This is a genomic window from Reichenbachiella sp. (assembly GCF_039941815.1).
In the GTDB taxonomy this organism is placed as follows: domain Bacteria; phylum Bacteroidota; class Bacteroidia; order Cytophagales; family Cyclobacteriaceae; genus Reichenbachiella.
This window is the reverse complement of the sequence record NZ_JBDVDW010000026.1, coordinates 252,642-276,741: the sequence shown is the minus strand read 5'-3', so window position 1 is coordinate 276,741 and position 24,100 is coordinate 252,642. Positions and strand designations below refer to the sequence as shown.

General features: G+C 39.6%; 20 protein-coding genes and 1 tRNA gene. 11 read left to right on the top strand and 10 right to left on the bottom strand.

Features of this window, described 5'->3' with window-relative positions:
* Positions 1 to 181: 181 nt before the first annotated feature.
* Both ABJF11_RS05845 and ABJF11_RS05840 read right to left on the bottom strand, forming a co-directional pair.
* Positions 182 to 874, bottom strand: a complete 693-nt coding sequence (locus ABJF11_RS05845; RefSeq protein ID WP_348118729.1) for a DUF2461 domain-containing protein — start codon at positions 872 to 874, stop codon at positions 182 to 184.
* Between the two features lie 75 nt (positions 875 to 949).
* Entirely contained in the window at positions 950 to 1,420 is a 471-nt protein-coding gene (locus ABJF11_RS05840; RefSeq protein WP_348118728.1) for a YHS domain-containing (seleno)protein, read from the bottom strand.
* 508 nt (positions 1,421 to 1,928) lie between these two features.
* Here ABJF11_RS05840 and ABJF11_RS05835 point away from each other — a divergent pair.
* From ABJF11_RS05835 to ABJF11_RS05805, 7 genes are all read left to right on the top strand, one after another.
* On the top strand, positions 1,929 to 2,633 hold the full coding sequence (locus ABJF11_RS05835; protein ID WP_348118726.1) for a LytTR family DNA-binding domain-containing protein: 705 nt from the start codon (positions 1,929 to 1,931) through the stop codon (positions 2,631 to 2,633).
* A 248-nt stretch (positions 2,634 to 2,881) separates the two neighbouring features.
* Positions 2,882 to 3,304 carry a SiaC family regulatory phosphoprotein gene (locus ABJF11_RS05830; protein WP_348118724.1) on the top strand — a complete coding sequence of 141 codons (423 nt, stop codon included), beginning with the start codon at positions 2,882 to 2,884 and terminating at the stop codon, positions 3,302 to 3,304.
* A 27-nt stretch (positions 3,305 to 3,331) separates the two neighbouring features.
* On the top strand, positions 3,332 to 4,471 hold the full coding sequence (locus tag ABJF11_RS05825; RefSeq protein WP_348118722.1) for a hypothetical protein: 1,140 nt from the start codon (positions 3,332 to 3,334) through the stop codon (positions 4,469 to 4,471).
* Positions 4,472 to 4,481: 10 nt separating this feature from the next.
* Positions 4,482 to 4,979 carry a YfiR family protein gene (locus ABJF11_RS05820; RefSeq protein WP_348118721.1) on the top strand — a complete coding sequence of 166 codons (498 nt, stop codon included), beginning with the start codon at positions 4,482 to 4,484 and terminating at the stop codon, positions 4,977 to 4,979.
* Positions 4,980 to 4,999: 20 nt separating this feature from the next.
* Positions 5,000 to 7,210, top strand: a complete 2,211-nt coding sequence (locus ABJF11_RS05815; protein ID WP_348118719.1) for a methyl-accepting chemotaxis protein — start codon at positions 5,000 to 5,002, stop codon at positions 7,208 to 7,210.
* 346 nt (positions 7,211 to 7,556) lie between these two features.
* Positions 7,557 to 7,913, top strand: a complete 357-nt coding sequence (locus tag ABJF11_RS05810) for a hypothetical protein (RefSeq protein WP_348118718.1) — start codon at positions 7,557 to 7,559, stop codon at positions 7,911 to 7,913.
* On the top strand, positions 7,867 to 9,831 hold the full coding sequence (locus ABJF11_RS05805) for a tetratricopeptide repeat-containing sensor histidine kinase (RefSeq protein ID WP_348118717.1): 1,965 nt from the start codon (positions 7,867 to 7,869) through the stop codon (positions 9,829 to 9,831). The genes ABJF11_RS05810 and ABJF11_RS05805 overlap by 47 nt, the downstream gene beginning before the upstream one ends.
* A gap of 29 nt (positions 9,832 to 9,860) precedes the next feature.
* Here the strand turns inward: ABJF11_RS05805 and ABJF11_RS05800 are convergent.
* The 7 genes from ABJF11_RS05800 to ABJF11_RS05770 form a co-directional block, all read right to left on the bottom strand.
* Positions 9,861 to 9,934: transfer RNA gene (locus ABJF11_RS05800), tRNA-Ala, on the bottom strand.
* A gap of 62 nt (positions 9,935 to 9,996) precedes the next feature.
* Positions 9,997 to 11,517 (bottom strand): 2,3-bisphosphoglycerate-independent phosphoglycerate mutase, encoded by a 1,521-nt coding sequence (gpmI, locus tag ABJF11_RS05795; protein WP_348118716.1) that lies wholly within the window; start codon positions 11,515 to 11,517, stop codon positions 9,997 to 9,999.
* Between the two features lie 148 nt (positions 11,518 to 11,665).
* Complete coding sequence (locus ABJF11_RS05790; RefSeq protein ID WP_348118715.1) at positions 11,666 to 12,874, bottom strand: peptidoglycan DD-metalloendopeptidase family protein; 1,209 nt, start codon at positions 12,872 to 12,874, stop codon at positions 11,666 to 11,668.
* A complete protein-coding gene (locus ABJF11_RS05785) occupies positions 12,861 to 13,610 on the bottom strand; it encodes a DUF4292 domain-containing protein (RefSeq protein ID WP_348118714.1) in 750 nt (249 codons plus the stop codon). Before ABJF11_RS05785 ends, ABJF11_RS05790 begins: the two co-directional genes overlap by 14 nt.
* Complete coding sequence (locus ABJF11_RS05780; protein ID WP_348118713.1) at positions 13,603 to 15,336, bottom strand: tetratricopeptide repeat protein; 1,734 nt, start codon at positions 15,334 to 15,336, stop codon at positions 13,603 to 13,605. Before ABJF11_RS05780 ends, ABJF11_RS05785 begins: the two co-directional genes overlap by 8 nt.
* A gap of 188 nt (positions 15,337 to 15,524) precedes the next feature.
* Positions 15,525 to 17,045 carry an oligosaccharide flippase family protein gene (locus tag ABJF11_RS05775; protein WP_348118711.1) on the bottom strand — a complete coding sequence of 507 codons (1,521 nt, stop codon included), beginning with the start codon at positions 17,043 to 17,045 and terminating at the stop codon, positions 15,525 to 15,527.
* Between the two features lie 39 nt (positions 17,046 to 17,084).
* Positions 17,085 to 17,870, bottom strand: coding sequence for an enoyl-CoA hydratase-related protein (locus tag ABJF11_RS05770; protein ID WP_348118709.1), 786 nt, complete (start codon positions 17,868 to 17,870; stop codon positions 17,085 to 17,087).
* Between the two features lie 427 nt (positions 17,871 to 18,297).
* Here ABJF11_RS05770 and kbl point away from each other — a divergent pair, with 427 nt between their 5' ends.
* The 4 genes from kbl (at position 18,298) to ABJF11_RS05750 (ending at position 22,543) form a co-directional block, all read left to right on the top strand.
* Positions 18,298 to 19,485, top strand: coding sequence for a glycine C-acetyltransferase (gene kbl / locus ABJF11_RS05765; protein ID WP_348118707.1), 1,188 nt, complete (start codon positions 18,298 to 18,300; stop codon positions 19,483 to 19,485).
* Between the two features lie 7 nt (positions 19,486 to 19,492).
* Positions 19,493 to 20,236 carry a tRNA pseudouridine(38-40) synthase TruA gene (gene truA, locus ABJF11_RS05760; protein ID WP_348118706.1) on the top strand — a complete coding sequence of 248 codons (744 nt, stop codon included), beginning with the start codon at positions 19,493 to 19,495 and terminating at the stop codon, positions 20,234 to 20,236.
* Between the two features lie 100 nt (positions 20,237 to 20,336).
* A complete protein-coding gene (locus tag ABJF11_RS05755; RefSeq protein WP_348118705.1) occupies positions 20,337 to 22,031 on the top strand; it encodes an ABC transporter ATP-binding protein in 1,695 nt (564 codons plus the stop codon).
* Positions 22,028 to 22,543 (top strand): shikimate kinase, encoded by a 516-nt coding sequence (locus ABJF11_RS05750; protein WP_348118703.1) that lies wholly within the window; start codon positions 22,028 to 22,030, stop codon positions 22,541 to 22,543. The genes ABJF11_RS05755 and ABJF11_RS05750 overlap by 4 nt, the downstream gene beginning before the upstream one ends.
* Here ABJF11_RS05750 and ABJF11_RS05745 read toward each other — a convergent pair.
* Positions 22,533 to 24,071 carry a hypothetical protein gene (locus ABJF11_RS05745; protein ID WP_348118701.1) on the bottom strand — a complete coding sequence of 513 codons (1,539 nt, stop codon included), beginning with the start codon at positions 24,069 to 24,071 and terminating at the stop codon, positions 22,533 to 22,535. The two genes, ABJF11_RS05750 and ABJF11_RS05745, sit on opposite strands and share 11 nt — an antisense overlap.
* Positions 24,072 to 24,100: the final 29 nt, after the last annotated feature.

Sequence of the window (24,100 nt, the reverse complement as noted above, 5' to 3'; positions counted from 1 at the left end):
TTGAATCCTTGACCAGAGTTTAACCTGGATTATGCATTAGGAATCGTGATGAAAGCATAAAGAAAGAGGCACTTATATTGAAGAGGCATAGCACCGCTATGGTGATTCAATAAATATATGTTAAGTGTCTATTTCAAAGTGCTTTATGATTGGAATAGATTATCTAATGCATATTTCAGGTTTAACCTAAAACAGATTCTCCATTCAAATCAATTGTAAGGATTTCACTCATATAATCGAAAAATGGCCTCATGTTTTGAAACTGCCTTGTCAGTATTTTGTGAAAATCTGGCTTGAAAATATCGGTCTCATCAAACTCGTGCCTTATCCAATATTGCTTATATCGCAATAGATCAATGGCAGGGTCGTCCACTTCGAATCCTTTCGGCGCTCGCTTTAATTGTTCTCCATGTAGTACTCCAAAATTTTTCTTGAAGGCATTGCTGGATATTATTTCTCTTAACCTGTCTGGTTCTTGTTGAAAATGCTTTCTAATATGCATCATATCCTGGGAGTTGGGACCCCAAAATCCACCACCAACATAAGTATTGCCAGGTTCAAGGTGAAAATAATAGCCACCGCGTCTTTCTGCCGTCGCTCGGCGAAAACCACCACCAAAATATGTACTGTAAGGAGTTTTATCTTTTGAGAATCTTACATCGCGATAGATTCTGTATAGACTTTTTTTACCATTTGGTGTTTCGATGATGTCAGTTTTGTTAAGCTCTGTCAGCAACAATTCTGCAAATTCGATAATATCACTGTGAGCCTCAAGGTATTGATCCTTGTGTTTATTGAACCACTCTCGGTTGTTGTTTTTGCGAAGTAGTGAGAGAAAAGTAAAAGGTCGGATGAGTAGCGAAGATTGAGACATGAACTGTGCAAAATTTGATAGAAACACCCATCCTTACGAAAAACAAATTGGTGAGTCTAAAATAATCATGTTTTTCTATTTATTTCTCCATTTTAGGCTCGCTATTTCCCAAAACTGTTCGCCACTTTTTTCTACCTCTGCAAGAACCTCTGGCCCATTAAATAGATAGAGCTTCTCGTCTTTTATTTTGTAAGATGTGGGATCGGCACCCGCACTGAATCCGGTGCTCACGGCAAAACTGCAATAGCCTCCAAATTGCGGGGCATATTTTGATGGGTTGGCCGCAAAACTGTTTTTGTTGTCCTCAGAAGCAAACTGCCAAATAGCATCTTTCCATTGATACTGGTATGCCTCACTTCCTTTGGCTGGCTTATCTGACACAAAATAGCTGACAGCATCATACCCTTTGAGAGCTATACCTGAGTAGGTGTCATATGATTCGGAATCAACCATACTCAATGGTGCAACATGATTGATCTTAGCAAAGATTACTATTGCTGCTACTAGAATTCCTATAATAACTCCGCTTATTTTTAATGCTTTCATGGTAAGAATAATTTTCGTGTTTAGGGTAAGACGAATTTACCTTATCAATCAGGACATATAGGGTAGATATTAAAAAAACTCAGTGTTAGTTGAAAGCGCTTTCAATTTATCCACTGAGTTTTAGGAAATAAGGATTTTGGATTTTTTTAATAAGACCTTGTAGAGCAAGAAAGGTTGCATCTAGCGTATTAGAAATTGCTCCAATCAACTTATCTCAGACAATTCAAGAGCTTAATTTATATTCATTTCGTCTGCAGAATAAATATTTATTTTTTAATAAAAAAATAACATTGGTAGTAAAAGCTAAGGCAAAAAGGACACATAACTCGTTGAGAGATAAATCTTTTGAGACATCAATGAGAATGAAATTTTAAATTATATTGTAGTTGAAAGTATTACTATCATTTCTAATTAGACTGAGCAGCAGAGAGAGAGAAATTAATTATAAGCTCAAGCCAAGTAGAGATAGTTTACCTAATCGTACCAGTTATTAGTACCTAGAGAAAGTATGCCTGACAAACTATCTTGCATTGCGATTGATGATGAGCCTGTAGCGCTTAAAATCATCAAATCGCTTATCGAAAAAACAGAAGTCTTGGATTTGATTGCCACCTTTCAAAACCCGGAAGAAGGCTTGAATTTCATGGTTAAAGAGGAACCGGATATTGTTTTTCTAGACGTGCAAATGCCTAAGGTTTCAGGGATGGAAATCTTAAAATCGCTAAGAAAAAGACCAGAAATAATTATTGTTACTTCGAATAGCAAATACGCAATTGATGCATTCGATTTTCAGGTCGCAGATTTTCTACTGAAACCTATTAAGAATTATGCGCGATTTATGCAGGCCGTGCAGACGACCATTACGAATATTAAAAATACCACTTCGAACGCACCAACTGAAAATCAGTCGATTTTTTTAAAAATTGATTCAGAGCTAATCAGTGTTGCTTATGATCGAATAATGTTTATTGAAGCTTATGGAGATTATATTAAAGTACACACTCAGGCCAAAATACATGTAGTTTACTGCCCTCTGAGTAGTATAGAGAAGAAATTGCCATACCCTATGTTCGCAAGGATTCACAGATCCTACATTATTAACACATCACATATTCAAAAAATATCTAAGGGGGTTATCCAGATTGCAGAAAAAAGAGTTCCTGTGAGCCCAAAGTTCAAAGAAAATCTCCTTTTAAGTCTCAATACTCTTTGAGTCAAACGCCTAATAGCAAGTCTGTCATATTTTATTAGAAAAATGATGAACCAATTAACAGGCAAACTGCTATTTTGAATTCAAAATATTCAAAATATTTTGATAGCAATTAAAATGAGCCGTTAATTTCACCGTGCAAAAAAGGCATTTCGACCCTGCAAAATACGCCATCAACGAGAATTCCAATAACCTACTTTTAAAAATCCTTTTAGTGCTGATCTTTGATGATTATCAAACGGTGAAGCAGCATGTTAATCAGCCAAAACACCAACCTCTACTTCCTGAATCCTACCGGATCGACTCCCTCAATCAAAATTGATCCAAAACTGGGATTACTTGAAATCAATGGGGTTTCGGCTCCAGATGATCCACTTAGTTTTTACGGTCATTTGTATGCACTGCTTGTCAAGTTTGAAGATGAAGGGGTGCGGGTCATTAACGTGAAAATTGCACTAAAAAAAATTGTAGACTCTAAGTCATATGTATTCATTCTGGTCAAGAAACTAATCTCTTTTTCTAAGTTGGGAATTGAGGTAAACATTAGTTGGTACTACGAAAAAAATGCAAGTGAAATGCTATCTACAGGCAAAGAAATTAGCAATCAATACAACTACCCTTTTCAGTTTAGAGAAGTTTTCAAAATAAACTATGAGTTGCTCAAAGCTGGGTAAGGAGATTTCAAATTATAACAATTAAAAATGAAGCAAGTGAAAAATTATTTACTGAAACTAAGATTTCCATTCGGATGGATATTTATAATGTCAATTTTATTGTCGACAACGGCAAGGGCACAAGAAGACATAAGCCTGGAAGAACTTCTGGAGATGGACCTCGAAAAGATTGTTGAATTGCAATCAGGTGGACGAGGCGAGGTAGGCTCGTTCGGTTATAGGTTGGGTACCACTAATTCAGCTTTTCAAGTACATGGGTATGTCACTAACGAGTATATAGATCAACAAGGCTCAACAAGTACGTTTGACAATCATTACTACAATCTACTGCTAGGCTCGCAGATAGGAGGAAAGATTTTTGCCGAAATACAACTTGAGTATGAGCATGGAGGAAGTGAAATTCAAGCCAGATATGCGCAAATTGATTATAAGGTGTCTGAGGCGTTTATTATTCGTACAGGAAAGTTTCTTGTGCCCATAAATACCTTCAACGAATACCTATATCCAGAATACATCAACAAAACGATATCGAGATCATTTATGAATCGTAACATTACACCATCTGCCTGGGCAGAAGTCGGCCTTCAGTTTAGAGGAAATTTTGATATGAGCTCGTCCCTAAGAGGGTTTTATTCAGTATTTATTGTCAATGGTTTGGAAGGTGATGAAGGCGGTGATATCCGATCCATGCGTGGAAATGATCGTGACAAGAATAGTGATAATAAAGCCGTAGGCGGTCGATTTGGGGTAAACACAGATAAGTTTGAAGTGGGTGCAGGCCTCTACAATGGGAAGTATACTGCCGATGGTCAATATGGCCTTACTATTTTTTCTGCTGATGCAGGGTATGTTACGGATGGGTTGACTATACGTGCTGAAGTAAACGTAGCCAAGATGGAAACCTCCGTAGAAGATATCACACGAAACGGAGCGAGCGCAACAATTTCATATTTGATTGCCGAAAAATTTGAGCCGGTCGTGCGATATGATTTCATGAATTGGGACGATGCTACAGACCCTACTAAAGATAAGTCTAGAGTATATCTGGGTTTGAACTACCTCATCGCCAATACAATGAATGCAAAGGTAGGATATGAAATCATCAACAATGATGGAACAGATGTAGACGACAACGTCTTCGCAGTTCAACTGGCCCTAGGATTTTAAGAATACAGACATGAGAAAAACCGCACTCGTTATTTTGTTTGCCCTTATTTCCACCACGGCTTTTTCCCAGGGAGAAAAGTTAAAGGCAACCTATTTATATCAATTTGCAAAAATATTGCAATGGCCAAATTTGGGGAATGCATTTACGATTGGTGTCTGGGGTGACTCTGGAGTCTCCCCGATCCTAAACTCAATTGCATCTTCTAAGCAAATCGGCGCAAGAAGTCTGGTGATCAAAGAAATCACAGCAACTAGTGATTTGAGCAAGTGTCAAATTGTTTTCTTGTCCGCCAAATCGGCGAAAGAAATCTTGGTGGCACAGAAGGAACTCCAAGGCAAACATGTCTTATTGGTCACAGACCGGCCAGGAATGATAAAAGCAGGAGCCGGGATAAACTTTTTGATGGCTAATGGCAAGGTTCTGTATGAATTGAGTAAAGCCAATATTGCCAATCAAGGCTTGGTTTCAGTACAAGTACTGGAAAAACTCGCTCACAAAGTTTATTAGCCAAAATCTTATTCAGAAGTATGAATTTTAAGTCTATACTAAAATCGCGATTTAGCATCGGGAAGAAAATAGCTGCAGGATATATTGTAGTTATACTGTTGGCCATGGCTAATGGAATATATGCCATTGTTACCTTACGCCAAAGTAGAGTCATCGATAGTGAAATCTCACAGGTTCATATGCCTTTTCTCAAAGCACTTGAAAAACTGGAGAATTCTATTTCCAATACAAGAAAACTATCACGAAGTTGGATATATAGTCCCAATGATGAAGACAAAAATGAGCTCAAATTAATTCATGAAAACGAAGTAGAGCCATTGCTAAACCAAGTAAGGGTCTTGAACAGTTCTTGGAGAGAACCTATATATAGGGATAGTCTAGAATTAGTCTTGTCATCGTTTGAAGAAAATTTATTGCTTCAAAAGCAGCTAATGAATGCGTTGCAATCTGCTTTAGACTATGAGTCCATAGATGTGATTTTTCCGATGATTGAAATGTTTGACGAGCAAATAGTACCCGAACTCACGGTGATATCTCAGAATGTCAGAGCTGTGAAAGATCAACTCCAAATCGGAGCAGATGAGCTTGTGGAAAAGAAGTATGCCTCGTTTGATTCCCTTGAAATGGTTCTGATTTGGCTCAATGCTTTTGCTGTGTTGATTGGTATAGTAGCCTCTTTCTTGACTACCACGTCTATTGTTGGTCCGATCAGAAAGCTAACTCAGATGATACAACGGCTTGGACTTGGTGAATTGCCGGATTTCAAAATCAAAAAAGCACAGGACGAAGTAGGTGATATGATCATTTCGTTGCAAAATCTAAGAGACGGCCTTAGTGGGACTTCTGATTTTGCCTCCGAGCTAGGCAAAGGCAATCTGGCAGCAAACTATGTGTTGTTGAGCGATAGTGATGTCCTGGGTAAGTCTCTAATTATGATGCGTGACAAACTTAAGGATGTTATTTTTGAAACCAACCAGGTGATCGGAAAAGCAGAACATAATGGTGACCTAGCTGCCAGAATTAATGTTGATAATAAGACCGGCGCTTGGAGTGATTTGGCTAATTCTATCAATACACTGCTCGCCTCGGTAGCGATGCCAATTCTCAGGGTGAATGAGATTGTCAATGCCATGGCCGAAGGAGATCTTACTCAGCGCTATACAACAGAGGCAAAAGGGGACATACAATCCCTAGCAGAAAGTTTAAACAGCGCTTTAGATAGTTTGAACAACCTACTTCATCAGATTTCTACAAATGCTTCAATGGTGGATGAGTCCGCAGTAGAAATGCTGACTTCTAGCGAAGAGATGAATGGAAGCACAGGAGAAATAGCAACTTCGATAGGTGAGATGAGCAACGGCGCTCAAACTCAAGTGACAAAGGTAGATGAATCTTCTATTTTGGTAGAAGGGATTCTCAATTCCTCCAACGAAATGGGTGAAAGGGCAAAGAATATCAACGAAGGGGTAGACAACGTAGTAACAAGCAGTAAATCGGGTATGAAAATGCTTGATCAGGTTGTTGCTAATATGGCAGATCTTTCGGACTATTCAGTAAAGACTACGGACTCTATGAAAATTCTGACCACGAGGTCTAGCGAAATTACAAGAGTATTAAATGTAATCACTGAAATTGCTTCTCAGACTAATTTACTTGCTCTTAATGCCGCGATTGAGGCCGCTCAGGCAGGTGATGCTGGGAGAGGTTTTGCTGTGGTAGCAGAGGAGATTAGAAAATTGGCTGAAGATTCTAAAAGCTCAGCGCGAGAAATAGAAAACCTTATTCAGGATGTACAAAAGGACACGCAAGAGGCCTCCAAAGTCACTGAGGCTATGAGTCAAGGCGTGAAGATCGGTGAGACAGCATCAAAGGACGCTGCAGAAATGTTTAAAAAGATTGCGGAAAAAGCCGGGCATAATCTTACGCTTTCAGAAGCAATTGTCACTGCCACAGAAGCCCAACAAAAGGATATTAGACTAGTCGTGTCTAATACTGAAAATATTGTTGTAATAGCTGAAGAAACCGCAGCTGGAACTGAGGAGATTGCGAGTTCTGCGAGTGAGTTATCATCCGGCATGGAGTCATATACTCAAAAGTCTCTACGTCTGACTAAAATAGCGGAGGAGTTAAAGGCGGGAGTTAGTAAGTTTAAACTTAAAGCTCAAGAAAAAAAGGAGGATATTATGAACATGATTTTTGATAACCAAAATCCTCGAATAAACCCAAATTAGGTCAATCTAACTAGAGATGTAGCAATAGGTCTTTTCAGCAGGAAAAAAGAATAAAGGAGGTCGTATTGACCTCTTTTTATTTTCAATACACTTCATAATCCGTGCAGAGCACGATGACTTTCGCGTATGTTAAGTGTGAAGCACGAATATTTTTCGTCAAGTTAGAGTTAGACTGAAATAATGCTATTTGACTACAATAAAATCATATAATAAAAAGATTATTTGTCAATTAGCATTACTCCATTGAATGCCCATCGAATTGTTTTTCAAAATCCAATTGCTTTTATTAATATTAGCGCTCCACCTGTTTATAGTTATTTTTTTTAATAATCTTAAACATTGAATAATGAGCGTAAAAGATCCAGCCATCATATATTTAAAATATGAGGCAGAAGAGTTGGTATTGTCCGATAATGAAGGGCATCATAGTGAAAACGGTAAGCAAAAAGATTTCTGTACTTTTGTAGCGCCAAATGGCAAAGTAGCCTGGGAGATTGCTGATAAAAGCATCGCTAAGATTACAGCCATTACTATTGATTCTGGCAAACAAATATTTAAGAAGCTTCCTGCTGAAAAGAAAGGTATTTGGGAGGCTAAAATTGATGATCGAAGATCTGAAGAAGCCAAGTACAGTATTACATTTGTTCCGTCTGGAAGTGAAAAACCAATTACAGTCGACCCTATTTTACAAATTAGGCCTTGATGTCCTGATTCATAAAATTGCATATGCCTGTTGTCTTTCGACTGCAGGCATATTTTTAGCTTTTACAAGTAAGGCTCAAAATCAAAAAGTTGCAGATAGTCTGGAGCTCATTTATGAGCAGAAGCAGGCTGATGAATTTTTGGATTTAGAATTAATCGAAAATTTAGCCTTTCACCATACTTCAGCACACAAAAAGCACTATTATTCTAACCTGATTATTGAAATATCTTCTGAGCAGTCTGATCCTAAATGGCTCTATAGAGGATTGATTTTGAGAGGCCATTCTTACAGACTGATAGGGAATATCGATTTGGCCTTACAGGACTATTTCCAGGCAGCTACACTCGCAGATTCGATAGATTTCAAAAAAGGAATAGGTGGCGCAAATAGCGCCATAGGAGACGTGTACTCCGTAGAAGGTCAGCACAGCAAATCCATCCAACACTATCGCAAGGCAGCCTTAATTTTTAAAATTCTAGAAGACTCCGTGAATCTGGCCACTGTGCTTTTAAACACCGGTGAGCTTTATAGAAAAAGCGAGGAATTGGATTCTGCTTTGATCTTCTTTCAGCGATCAAAAGTTATCTTCAATAGAATCAACTATCCTATTGGCACAGCCTATAATCTGGGAAATATTGGTATTGTGCTGGCGAGCCGAGGACAATACGTACAGGCTGAGGACAACATGAATAACGCAATCTCAATCCTTCAGGAGTTAGGAGATAGATATGCTATTGCGGCTTACTACACCGAATTGGCTGATGTATACGCACAACAGGGAAAGTCAAAAAAAGCACTGGAATACGCCAGGAGAAGTCTAGCCATTGGAAAAGAAGAAGGATTGAAGGAGCAGATTCGGGATGCCAGTCTCAAGCTCTCAGAATTTTACATAGCGGCAGATGATAGCGACCAGGCTTATTATTTCTTAAAACAATATAATGCCTTTAGAGATAGTATTAATAATGAGGAAACGATCCGCAAAATGGCCGATTTGAGAACAGAATATGAAGTGGCTCAAAAGCAGGTTGAGCTCGACTTATTAGGCGAACAGGCACGATTAAACAGGATTGTAAGCTGGAGTGCTGTTTTTATTATTGCTCTATTGCTTGTGCTCTCTGTGACGCTACTCAAGGTAAACAGGATCAAAGGACGTGCAGTTAGGATCGTACGTCAGCGTAGAAGGGTCATCGCAGCTCAACGCAATAAGTTGGACGAAGTCAACAAAACTAAAGATCGATTTTTCTCGATTATATCTCACGATATCAGAGGGCCAGTTAGCAATTTTCAGGGAATATCCGGCCTCATAAATATCTTGGCTGATAGCAAGGATGAAGAAGGCTTAAAGCAACTTGGTAAAATGATGGAAAGTTCGGCAAAAGAAGTATCCGTGCTTTTGGATAATTTGCTCGAATGGGCACTGAGTCAAGAGGGTAAGATTCCCTATCTACCGGAAAACGTGAGTCTAAAGGAACTCTGTGAGTCTAATCTCAGCATCATGGCCAATCTGGCTGCGGCTAAAAAGATCAATCTTATCGGTGACAAGATTGAAGAGCTAACTGTAGTAGCAGATAAAAATAGTGTGTCTACCATTATTAGAAATCTTCTAAGTAATGCCATTAAGTTTACTCCTGAAGAGGGACAAGTAAATCTTGAAGTAACAGAACAGGACAAATACGGAGTAGTAATTGTCAGAGATACGGGCATTGGGATACCCAAAAACAAGATTGAAGATATTTTCTCATTCAAGGGGAAACGAAGCCGTGGAGGTACCAAGGGAGAAAAGGGCATAGGTCTCGGATTGTCTCTGGTACACGAGTTTGTTCATCTCAACAACGGTCGTGTCGAGGTCGACAGCGAAGAAGGTGTTGGCACAACTTTTAAGGTTTTCTTACCTAAGGAACCAAAAGAAGAAGCATAAAAAAAGGAAGCCTGATTTAGACTTCCTTGTGGAGCATATCGGAGTCGAACCGATGACCTCTACGCTGCCAGCGTAGCGCTCTAGCCAGCTGAGCTAATGCCCCTTCAAACTGGTTGGCAAATATATAAAAATAGCTTAGCGTTTAAACCTTAACCAAGCATAATTTTAAACCAGGATATCTCCTGTCATTTCTTCCGGGATATCCACACCCATCAGGGTCAAGATAGTAGGAGCCAAATCGCCCAACTTGCCGTCTTTTACCGGGTCTTTGATTTCGTTGTCAGCAAAAATGCAAGGCACCAAATTAGTGGTATGGGCAGTGTTTGGAGAGCCATCTGCATTAATCATTATATCTGAGTTGCCATGATCTGCAATTAGGATTGCGGTGTAGCCATTAGCCTCTGCTGCTTCTACTACAGACTGTGCACAATGATCCACGGTTTCACAGGCCTTGACTGCGGCTTCGAATACGCCGGTGTGGCCTACCATATCAGGGTTGGCAAAATTCAAACAAACAAAATCTACCTCTCCTTTGTTCAACTCTGGGATGATGGCGTCACGGATATCAGCGGCGCTCATCTCTGGCTGCAAGTCATAGGTGGCCACTTTGGGAGAAGGGCAAAGCAATCGCTTTTCTCCAACAAATTCTTTTTCTCGTCCTCCTGAGAAGAAAAAAGTAACGTGCGGGTACTTCTCTGTCTCAGCGATTCTGATTTGCTTTTTACCGGCAGCTTCCAGCACTTCACCGAGCGTGTTTTTCAAATTGTCCTTATCATACATGACCTTCACACCTTCAAAAGTGTTGTCATAATTGGTCATGGTGACATAGTTCAACTGCATTTTTTTCATTCCCTCCTCAGTAAAATCTTGTTGAGTCAGGGTCTCCGTGATCTGTCTGCCTCTATCAGTTCTGAAGTTGAAACAGATGACGACGTCATCTGGTTTGATTGTGCCAAGTGGTTCGCCAGCCGCATCTGTCTGTACGATTGGAAGTATAAACTCGTCTGTAACATTTTCAGCATAGGATGCATCAACGGCAGATAGGATGTCGGTAGTCTTTTTTCCCATCCCATGCACCATAGCGTCATAGGCCAGTTTTACCCGTGCCCACCTTTTATCTCTATCCATCGCATAGTACCGTCCTGTGATTGAGGCTATCTTGCCAGTAGTCTTTGACAGGTGCTTCTGGAGATCAGTTAAATAGGCCTTGCCACTTTTGGGGTCAGTATCCCGACCATCGGTAAATGCATGTATCATCACATCTTGCAAGCCATTGGCTGCAGCACCATCGCATAGTGCTTTTAAGTGATTTATGTGGGAATGGATACCTCCATCAGAAACCAACCCAATAAAATGTACCGTTTTAGCATTGGTTTTCGCATAGTCGAAAGCTTCGAGCAGAGTTTCGTTCTGAGCGAGGGTGCCATCAGCAGCAGCGTTGTTGAGTTTGACCAGATCTTGATATACGATTCTTCCGGCGCCTATATTCATATGGCCCACTTCAGAATTACCCATCTGTCCTTCAGGTAATCCAACAGCAAGCCCAGATGCTTCGAGTTTGCTATGTGCATACTTAGAATAGCATGCATCAATGAAAGGGGTCTTGGCTTTTTTAATTGCAGATACTGCTGGGTTGGTGCCGATTCCCCACCCGTCCAAAATCATTAGTATTACCTTTTTATTCATTTGGCAAATATAGTTTGACCAGAGCAGCGGATTAAATAAAATGACCAAAAAATGAACGAATGTTCAAAGAGATGCTTGAAAAAATGAATTTTATTCAATATTTCGTAATAAAATTACGAATACGATAATGATTCCTATTTAAGGAAGGCTACTTATTGGCGAGCCACTTTTCGGGATCCATTTTCACATTGTTTTTCCAAACCTGGAACTGCAACTCTGATATTCCGTCGCTGTTTGTAAAAACCTCTCCCAGACTTTCATTGGCTTTAATCACCTGTCCTTTTTTGACATCGACACTTTTGAGCTTAGCATACAAGGTATAATAGTCTCCATGTTGAACAATCACTACACGATTCATTCCAGGCACAAACGCTGTGGTCGCTATCTTGCCTTCGAAGACGGATTTGACTTGAGCATTTTTTTGTGTTTGGATATCCACCCCTTGGTTTTCAACCCAGATATTTTTTAATACAGGATGTGGGTGCTTGCCAAATTTCTCTGATACAAATCCTGATTGGACTGGCCATGGCAGACGATTGCGTTTACCCTCAAATGAGGAGGATATGCGAGCCATTTCTACGGTAAGATTTATGGTATTTGCGTTTTTACCTGCATTGGATTTTTCAATCTCGGCCTTTATGATTTTTGCTAGTAAGTTGTCCAATCGAGTGACGGCTTTCTTAGTTTCGGCCACTTCGGCTTTGAGTTCTTTTTCTCGTTTGCTCAATTCCTGTACTACTTTGCTCTGTTTTGTTTTTAAGGACAGGAGGCTTTTGTTCTCGTTGATCTTTGATTTTAATAAAGCGTCTTGCTCCTCTTTTTTAACCACTAGCTGGCTTCTTTGATGGTCGAGTGCATCTCGTACTTTCTCAATCTGCTCTACTTGGATTTCTCTTGCTTTGGTATATTGTTCTAAATATTTGAGTCTGAGAAAAAGTTGGTTGAATGTCTCAGCTGAAAATAGGAAGGTCAGCTTGCCATAGCCTTGATTCGCTTTATACGCATCATAAATCATTTGGCCGTACTCTTCTTTGAGATGTTCGAGATCAGATTGAAGCGAATTTACCACAATGGAGAGATCACCTATTTCACTTGTAATCAGGTTTATTTCCTGAGTGATCGATCCGATAAGGGCACGTCTGGCTTCGATTTGTCTATTGAGCGCTTGTAGTTGACCAATAGAGGCTTTTTTCTCTTGTTCAGTTTCTTTCAGTATTTTTTGTACTTCAGAAATTTTGGCCAGAGATTCTTTCTTCTCTTTTTCTATTTGAGCTTTGCTCTTTTGTGCCAGGCCTTGAGAAGTACAAAATAGGATAGTGGCAAAAAACAACCACTTGAGTATTCTACATGGGGTCATACTTCTCAGGAATACTAAAGCCGAAATTCAAATTGTCATTATTGATACTGATTTTTGAATGTCGAATCTGAACCTTGGATTCTTTTTTAGCTCTGTTTCGTTTCGAACGATAATTGATGAGCATATTTATTTCTGATGGGACTACTTTGCCATCTACTTTTAAGAAATCCACATATTCAATTTTCATTGCATTTTTGCTGGTGTCACTTACAGCTTGCATTCTCTCAAGTTTCATAGAATTAGAACCGATAAAATTCATGACTGTAAGATCACCCTCTGACTTTTGAACCTTGAAATACCCTTCTTCTTTACTAATTTCATCGTCACTTTCTATAGGCCAAATGAGATTACCAATTATAATGGATTCAATTAGTTTCAGGTCGAAGTCGAAGTGATATTTGTCCGACAATTCAGACACTCTTAACACTTGGTATTCTTTGTGAATTTTATCTAGAATTATAATAGAGTCTTTGGTTACAATACCCCTTGCCGCTTCGATTCCAAGACCAGGCGTCAATGAAAACCATATGATGCTGTCTCTTCTTACCCGAATATTAGCGGTAGCTTTCAAGTCTCGGTTTTCATCTTTGTATTTGATTTTGGACTTGATTGTGAGATTTTCGTATTCCAAGTTATTCAGATTGAGTTGTTCTGATTTGGAGGAGAATATGGCCAGTTTTTTGCTGCAAGCTGATAGTATTAACAAGCCTGTCAGGCATAGGATAAATCTATTCATAGAGTTGCTTATCTGCGATTTTTTTGTCGAGTGTAGTCGTGTCCTCAGCCATATCTCGGGCCGTTTTCCACTGAATAATGGCCTCATCAACTTTTCCAAGCTGAAATAGCGCATCGCCGTAATGTTCAATTATCGTAGCACTTGGATCATAAAGCAGTGCTTGTTTTAGATTTCTTTCTGCGCCTTCAAAATCTCCCATCATATACAATACCCATGCATGGGTATCCAGATAAGTTGGGTTTTCTGGATAGGCTTTTACCAGCTTAGATGACATTTCGAAGGCCTTGTCTAGATCTTTTTTTCGCAGTGACAGAAAGTAACTATAATTATTCAGCACATGATCATTGTCGGGTTTGGCATCTAGCGCAATCTCATAGGCTTCGTCCGATTTGCTATGATCTCCAAGACTATTGTATGCGTCGCCAAGCTGTCCATGAAATAGGCTTTTCATATTTGAATCTCTTGCAGTATATGATTTGCCCGCATTGAATACTTTTAGTGCGCTTTCATAATCTTTTTTGATCAAGTAAGCAGTACCACCGAAATAATACAATGTAGCTTGATTTGGAAATATCTGTAGGGCTTGTTCTGTATGTTTGATCACGTCGTCATACGCCTCCAGCTCCAGATCAAGAGATAGAATATTCTGCCAGATATTGAAATTAGAACCATCTATTTCTACTGCCTTCAAATAGTATTCCCTACCCTTGCGGCGGTTATTCATATTATAGTGTAAATCCCCGGTCATAGCAAGCGCTTGATAGGAGTTGGGATGAGTCTGTACCAAGGTCTCAGCAAGCTTTAATAATGGCGCATTGAGCTCTTCATTAGGCAGCTTGGCCAAATACCCAGCCATCGTCCTTATTTTTCTGGTGAGATCTAGCGTACTGCTCGAAAAAGGAACCTCGAGAACTTCTACTGCTTTGGCATCCTTATTTTGTTTGCTATAAGCTTCGGATAGGAAGATATAAAGTCGCTCATTGTTTTGATACTGTTCAATTTTTGAAAGAATAAATGACTCAGCCTCCACAAATTTGTCATTAGAGAGCATCATTTGTGCGAGCGTGACGGCGTGAGAAGGCTCGTTGGGATAAAGTGCTATTAGTTTTTTGCCTTCAGCAATGGCCATGTCTAGCCGATTGGTATTGAGGTAGATCTGCTGTCTTTGAATGATGATTTGCTCCATTTCACCAAAGTGATCTTCGGCTTTTTGATACGTATTGAGCGCCTCCTCGTATTTTTTCTGATAAAACTGCACTGCAGCCAGATCGAAAAGATAGTTTTCTGTTCCTTCTACATTTGCCAACATTTCGAGATAAGTTTTCTCCGTGGCCGTAAGGTCTCCAAGGCTGGTTTGAATGTGAGTGACCAGCAGGTAGTAATATTTATTTTTGCTGTTGTAGTTTTTTGCGAAGATGGCATGCGGTAGTGCCGAATGCATATCATTATTCTCACTGTAAATTTGAGCTATTTTGTAATGAGCTGCTGCGTTTTTAGAATCTAGCTCCAAAACTTTCTTAAAAGCACTCATGGCCTTGGACTGATCTTGGAGTATAAAGTACTTTTCGCCTTCTAAAAAGTAGTGATCTACCTCGGCTCGCTCTTCTTCTGTGAGAAAATCTACCTTATCAATCTTGACTTGCCCTTTATCCTTCTTTTTTCTTTTCTGTGAATAACTATCAAGACTGCCTATTAGCAGTAGCAAACAAATTAATATGGTACGCATTATTGTCATCATTGTAACGATCAAACGACCGTGAAATAAAATATGTTTGGGGCTGGCAAAATTAATGAAAAACAACAGTACCCTATTAGCATTGTTTTCATTCATTTGATAAATCAGTCCCTAAATAAAGACTTTTAGTCTATTCATCGCTGAATATGCACTAAATGGATGCCAAACTACCTCTTAATTTAAGGAATTTTTAATCCGAAAACTACTCGTCCCTTCAGATGTCTGCGTTCGGCCAAATATGCAGCTATCAGGAAGAGTAAGACTCCCAGGTTCCTAATCAGAAAATTCGAGATCCAATGACCTGTGTCGATCTGATAAAAAGCGTAAACCTGTAGCGATGATAAAACGACATAAGAAAGAATCCTCAAGACATTGTAAGGTACCGGATAGTACTTTTTTCCAAGCAGGTAACTTACGACCACCATGCTAAAAAATGAGGCAAAAGTCACAAGTGAGCTGCCGAAATATCCCATCAGGGGAATCAATACAAAATTTAATCCAATAGTGATTAACGCCCCGAAGATGGTAATAAGTGCTCCAAAGATGGTACGGTCCGTAAGCTTGTACCATACGGATAGGTTGTAATAAATACCATTAAACAGATATCCCATAAGAAGAATTGGCACTATGAAAAGCCCTTCTCTGTAAATTGGATTGCGGAGAAAAAGCATACCTATTACTTCCAGATTGAGCGAAATGGCCACAAAGATAAAAGTATTGAAAATTGTGAATCCGGTCATCACTTTGGCAAATAATGCTGGTGATTCTTTGTTGTCCGCATTAGAAAAGAAGAAGGGTTCGGCAGCATATCTAAATGCTTGTATGCCTAGCATCATAAAGACAGAAAGTTTGTAACATGCCCCGAAAATCCCTAAAGCATCCATACTGGTAAGGTTAGGGTAATAGCCATCCGGAAGCCAGAATTTGAGGAGGGCACGAGAAAGCATTTCATTGGTAACTCCCGCTAATCCCATGAATAGCAGGGGTGCCGCATAGAGAAGAACTGGAACGATTTTTTTTAAGTTGAATGTCAACTTGAAGCCATCATATTCTTTAATTAATAGGAGAATTAATAAAGAATTCGAAATTAAATTAGACAAGAACACATATTTGGCCTTGAAGGCAAAGTCGAAGTGCTCGAGCATGAAGGATTGTAATTGCGGGAACCACACTCCATTATAAATGTTTAGACAGAATACTAGAAAGAACAAGTTTAGAAACACTGCAAAGCTGATATTGAAGAATCGGATCAGGGCAAATTTTTTGGCCTTTTTCCGAAAACGAAGCCTGGCAAATGGGACAGAGGTGACCGCATCTACAGCGAGTACCGTTGCCAACCAATAAAATACCATTTCCTTGCCAGGGTACTCCAGCCAAATGGCTAAATCCTTACCAAACAAATAGAGTAAACTGGCTAGGAGACTGCTGGTCAAAATCATCAGCGTGGTTGCTAGATTGAATAGCTCTGGTTCACGATCTGGATCCTTGTTGGCGTATCTGAAGTAGGCGGTCTCTATTCCATAGGTAAAAATCGGATATAGAAATGCAGTGTAAGCATATAGTTCTGTGACGATTCCATACTCACCCGGATGAAACACTTCAGTGTAGAGTGGAACCAATAAATAGGAAATAAGTCGGCCGACAATACTACTCAGGCCGTACCAAATGGTATCTCCGGCTAATCCCTTGACTGCACTCATGTCTTAGCCAGATTTCTGATATTCATAAAATTCTTCTGATTATTCTCCCTTGAAATTGGGCTTTCTTTTTTCTAAAAACGCGGCAGTTCCTTCTTTAAAATCTTCAGTACCGCAACATCTACCAAATGAGTTGGCTTCAGTTTGATAACCATTCTCCCCTGCGGTAAAAACTGCTTTCACACAATCTATAACCATTCCTACGGCCAATGGGGCTTTAGTTTTGATTTTGCCAAGAATTTGCCTGGCCTTATCCATCATTTCTTCGCGACTTGCGACTTGATAATTGATCAATCCGAGGTTGAGCGCCTCATCTGCTCCAATCATATCTCCAGTAAGCATCAACTCTACGGCTTTTCCTTTACCTACGAGCTGAGTCAGCCGCTGAGTACCTCCATATCCGGGGATTACTCCGAGATTTACCTCTGGTTGGCCAAACTTGGCATTCGAAGTTGCTACTCTCATATGACAGGCCATAGCCAGTTCACAACCACCACCAAGTGCAAAACCATTGACTGCAGCAATCACCGGCTTCATGGAGCTTTCAATCAGGTCAAATATTTCCTGCCCTTTTTCTGCAAAACTTCTGCCGTTGACATCGGTGAGCTCAGTCAATTCGGTGATATCTGCACCAGCTACAAAAGCCTTCTCTCCTGCTCCTGTGAGTATTATTCCAGAAACATCCTTACTGTCTATGGCCATTTCAAATGTGCTTTTTAATTCGTTAAGCGTTTTCTGATTTAAGGCGTTGAGTGCAGATTCTCTGTTGATAGTGATGGTCAGAATATTATCTGAATTTTCCAGGACTAGCGTTTCCAATTGATCCATAGTGGCAATTAATGGTTTTTTCAAATCTATTTAATGCTACGAATTAATACTACGATTGACTGTGTTTTTTCCATTCATATGGAAATGTCCTAAATGATTTTTTTAATGAAAATATCATTTTTATAGCCTCTAAAGTGATCACTAACTTTATCAACAAAACGTATATTTGCCAAGTGATGGAAAATAATCTTGATTTTAATTCATATCTGGCTTCAAAAAAAATTGATTCGACGCGATTCAAGAGCAACGAACGAGAATTGTATGAAAAGTTAACTAAACTATTCACTCAAATGCACCCAGATAGCTTTACTGCACAAAAACTTTTCCTTATTAATCCGATTAGAAGGAAGTTTGGGTTAGAAGAAGATATCCAGCAGACATCACCGAAATCAAAAACAATATTTAAACCTAAAATAAGGTAGCACAGATGTATAAGTCTTTAGAGAGCAAACTCAAAATCCAACTAGAAGAAATAAAAAAAGCGGGGCTTTTTAAAACGGAAAGAGTAATCACCACTCCTCAAGGTGCTGAAATTAAAACAAGTGAAGGAAAGGAGGTATTGAATTTTTGTGCCAATAACTATCTCGGACTTTCTTCCCACCCTAAGGTAATAGAGGCAGCAAAAGAGACGATCGATACACACGGCTTCGGGATGTCTTCGGTCAGATTTATTTGTGGCACACAAGATATTCATAAGGAGCTGGAGCAGAAAATATCTGATTTTCTTGGTATGGAGGATACCATACTTTATGCGGCAGCATTTGATGCGAATGGCGGAGTATTTGAACCGCTGTTTGGTCCAGAAGATGCAATCATATCAGATTCTCTCAATCACGCCTCTATTATAGATGGGGTGAGGCTTTGCAAAGCTCAGCGATATAGATATCAAAACAATGACATGGCCGATCTGGAATCACAACTGATAGCCGCCAAAGATGCCAAATGCAAAATCATCGTAACTGACGGTGCCTTTTCTATGGATGGTACCGTAGCTCAATTAGATAAGATATGCGATCTGGCGGACAAATATGACGCTCTAGTGATGACTGACGAATGTCACTCCACAGGATTTATGGGAAAAACAGGCAGGGGCGTTCATGAATTATGCGGTGTGATGGACAGGGTAGATATTATTACAGGTACGTTGGGTAAGGCATTAGGTGGTGCCTCAGGTGGATTCACCTCTGGCAAAAAGGAAATCATTGAGATGCTAAGGCAAAAGTCCAGACCCTATTTGTTTTCTAATACGCTGGCACCATCCATTGTTGGCGCTTCTATCGCTGTTATTGACATGTTGAGTGAAACCACCGAACTGCGCGACAAACTGGAAGACAACACTAAATATTTTCGCGAAAAAATGACTGAAGCTGGTTTTGATATCAAACCAGGGCATCACCCCATCGTACCGATCATGTTATATGACGCAGTGCTTTCACAACAATTCGCCGCAAAGCTTTTAGATGAAGGAGTATATGTGATAGGCTTTTACTTCCCTGTAGTCCCTAAAGGACAGGCGCGAATCAGGGTGCAGTTGTCTGCGGTGCACGACAGAAATCATTTGGATAAGGCTATTGCTGCATTTACCAAAATCGGGAAAGAACTAAAAGTGATCTGATTATCAGATGCGCTATTTCATTGAAATCACATATGATGGATCCAATTATCATGGTTGGCAAATTCAAAATAATGCCAATACGGTTCAAGGGATTCTAAATGAAGCTCTTTCCAAAATTTTACGAACAGAAATATCAACCATAGGTAGTGGACGAACTGATACAGGTGTCCACGCGCAAATGCAGGTGGTTCATTTAGATCATGAAGAAGAACTAAACGAAGAACGCTTATCAGCAAAACTGAATAGCCTATTGCCACAGGATATAGCGGTCAATAAAATCATGCCAGTAAACTCGGAGGCGAGTGCCAGATTTGATGCCATATCAAGAGCTTATACCTACAAGATGCATAGGCATAAGAACCCATTTCTGTACGGCAAGTCTTATTATTTTAGCCAGTCCCTAGATCTCGAAGCTATGAATCATTGCTGTGAGCTGATTCTGAAGTGGACTGATTTTGAGGCGATGAGTAAAGTTAAGACTGAGGTTAACAATTTTAATTGTGAAATATTCGAGGCTCTATGGCAAAAGCATAACGATGATATAGAGTTTAACGTAAGTGCCAATAGATTTCTGAGAGGGATGGTTAGGGCATTGGTAGGTACCATGATAGAAGTAGGTCAAGGCCGTATGACTCTTGAAGAGTTCAAGAAGGTATTGGAAAGTAATGATAGAACAAAAGCAGGTCGATCAGTTCCGGCACATGGCCTGTACTTAAGAGATATTATCTACCCCAAAGACATTTATCTATAAAAGAAATTACTATACATTCATTTTGGAGAAAGAAACAACTGACGGCAAAATATTAGATTTAAAGGTCCTGAAAAGGATTTTTGTTTTTGCCAAACCTTATATGAATCAATTTTGGCTCTTGGTGGCTCTTACAATAGCCCTGGCCATATTGGTGCCGATACGACCATATCTCATTCAGGTCACGATAGATCAGGAGGTAGCCAACGGCGATTTTGAAGGGTTGATTTTTATGATAGGCCTGCTTATCTCCCTCCTTGTGGTGCAAGCGTTTGTTCAATATGGGCATACCTACCTGTCCAGCTGGCTAGGCCAATATATCATTAGAGATATTCGGACCAATCTTTATAAGCACATCCAGCAGTTACGATTAAAGTTTTTTGATAAGACTCCGATAGGACGATTGGTCACCAGAAACATCTCCGACATCGAGACTTTGGCAGACGTATTTAGCCAGGGAATAGCCATGATGATTGGTGATCTGCTTCAATTAGTCGTGATATTAGTATTTATGTTTTATACTGATTGGAGACTTACGTTGGTGAGCTTATCTACCTTGCCTGTACTTATTTTTGCTACCTACATTTTCAAGGAAAAAATAAAACTTTCTTTCAATAGCGTTAGAACGGCAGTCTCCAATTTGAACTCCTTCGTTCAGGAGCACATCACGGGAATGAGTATTGTTCAAATATTTAATAGTGAAGAACGAGAATTTGAGAAATTTAGAGAAATCAATAAAGAGCACAAGAAAGCAAATATAAAATCTGTGTTATACTACTCTGTCTACTTTCCAGTGGCTGAAGTTATTCAAGCGATAGGAATTGGATTGGTCGTTTGGTACGGCGCGGTCAAGATGATAGATGCTCAATATCAGCCTGGAGTTCTCATTGCCTTCATCATGTATATCCAAATGTTTTTTAGGCCCATCAGGATGATTGCCGATCGATTTAATACGCTACAAATGGGAATAGTGAGCTCCAATAGGTTGATTAATTTATTGGAAAACAAAGAGCACATTCCCAACGAAGGAGCGCTTAATCCAGCAGCCCTTGAAGGAAGAGTCAAGTTTTCTGATGTCTGGTTTGCTTATAACGAGGAGGACTATGTTCTTAAAAACATCAATTTTGAAGTCCAGCAGGGAGAAACTGTGGCACTTGTAGGCGCGACAGGGGCAGGCAAATCGTCGATTATCAATTTGCTAAGCCGATTCTATGATATCAATAAAGGCACGATAGAAGTAGATGGTTCAAATATCCAAGCTTATGAGTTGAGTGCACTGAGAAGAAATATTGGAGTAGTACTCCAAGACGTATTTCTGTTTTCAGACTCTATAGAGAAAAACATTTCACTTGGCAATGATGATATTACCAGGGAGCAGATCATCGAGGCTGCTGAACTGGTCGGGGCTAGGGAATTTATTGAAAGATTGCCTGGAGGATTAGACTATAATGTAATGGAGCGAGGAGCGACACTCTCGGTAGGACAGAGGCAGTTGATCTCATTTGTACGAGCTATGGTTTACAATCCGAAAATAATTGTACTGGATGAAGCCACCTCGAGTGTAGATACTGAAACGGAAGAATTGATACAGCACGCTATCGATCGGATGATGAAAGGCAGAACATCGATTGTCATAGCTCATAGACTTTCGACAATTCAGCATGCGGATAAAATTCTTGTATTGGAGCAAGGGGAAATAAAAGAAATGGGTTCGCACGACGAATTACTTGCAAAAGATGGTTATTATGCACAACTTCATAGCATGCAATACAAGGAGTTAACAAATAGAACCGCTTGAAATACCCCGAGAAAATATTTTTGACAGGAATGCCTGGTTCTGGAAAAACCACTTTGGGCAAAGAATTAGCAAAGAAATTAGATAGAAATTTCTTTGACCTTGACGCAGAAATTGAAAGAATGGCTGGGTGGGTCATCCCAGATATATTTGCCCAAGTGGGAGAGGACTACTTCCGGGAATTGGAAAAGAGTGTTTTATATATGCTCATCAGGCTCAATGAGCCAGCTGTAATTGCTACTGGTGGAGGCACTCCTTGTTTCTATGACAATATGAATTTGATGAACATGTCTGGAACCACCATTTTTCTGGAGACTGCAATTGATACTTTGATTGAGCGAGTAAAGCAGGATAAAAATAGCAGGCCATTGGTTGGACAAATGAACAATGATACGCTGGATGCTGAAATGAAGGCCTTATATGAAAAAAGACTTTCTCATTACAAGAAAGCCTCTTTTACTACCAATTCTAATCTTAAGGATATTATTAGCACTCTAGAGTCAATCAAAAATTGATTCCAAGAGTAACTGATACATTCAGATTCTTATTTTCAGTAAATGCCGTAGGACTTATGTCTAAGTCTGGATCATTAAAAGAGTAAATGCTGTAGGGACTTCTGGCTGTGTCCCATTTTGAATGGACAGCAGATACATCGATAAAAAATTCTTGTACTCTATACCCAAGTCCAGCCGATATTCTTCTAATACTATTGTCAATGGAGCTGTTAGCATATGGATCACCTTCATAGCTATATCCAGCACGCAGTCTGAATTCATCTAACCTGACTTCAGATCCAATTCGGAAATTTATGGTGTTGTCATAGAGTTGTTTTATACTTTGATTATCTTCTGACACATTAAAATCGCTAGATTTTAACTTTGCAGATGAATAATCTATGAAGTCTACATCAGCTGATATAAATCCGTATTTCCCTAGAAAAAAAGCCGCTCCTGTGGTGAGTTTGAAAGGTGTGGTGATATTGTAAGTTGACTCTGAGAAGTATTCATCCTGAAAGTTTTCAAGTACAATCGAAGAATCCTCAGTGATCGCAAACTCCCAATTATTATAAGAGGTAAAAAGGTCTTCAGAGCTTTCTTCTCTCATACTATAGTAGGTCGGTGTAGTGGCAGATATTCCCAGTCTTAAAAAATCTGTTGGGCGAGCGATTAACCCGAAAGTACCACTTACCCCGGTTCCACGTACGTCAAGCGTAGTTCGAGTACTCACTTCGTTGATCGCATTGTCTGGTTGATTATTATATAAAAACTCAGATTCGGTGAAAGTATTTTCTTTGCTATATCTGACCGAATTAATGCTCAAGGCTCCACCAAAGTATAGTATATCGTCATAGTTTCCTCCCGCAGCAAAATCCCATTGGTATTGGCTCCCTTTACTTGTCAACACTTCTATCTGACGAGGAAAGTCACCGATGAATTTGTCATATCTGGTGAAATTTGGATCGCCATCTTCAGTATAATCATTAATTAAATAGTGGTTATATGCGTCATATACAATGCCAAGGTTTTCTAGTTGGTTCACCGGTGTGCCCCAGGCCTGATCTAACCAAGAATCAACAATCGAAGACTTATCAATTTGCTGATCATTGTAACCATCATATCTCACGTCGCTGTGAAAATTGTTTTCTCTGGTCATGGTAATGGCAAAGGAGCCTCCTTTGAATTTACTATTCTCAATATCACTATTGGAAAAATTAAAAATCACACCCATGTTGGCGATATTGAAATTAGCCTTGTAGTCGTCTGTGATCTGTCCAAAATATTCGGAAGAGCTATTATAAAAATTAACTGATGGAGTAAATGTAACCACCGAACTTCTATTGAATCCCAGCCCTGCTGGATTTGCATAAGCCGCATTGATATCTCCTCCAAGTGCTACCTGTGCCCCTCCTATCGCTTGAGTTCTAGCTGTACCCGTTGATTGGGTTCTACTAAACTGAAGAGCGTCGTTGTAGTATCCGAATTGTGCCTGTGCTGCGAATGAGCACACCATGAGCGTTAAACCTAATAGAATTAGCCTTTTCATACTTTATTATTTAAAATCTGATTTCTTGT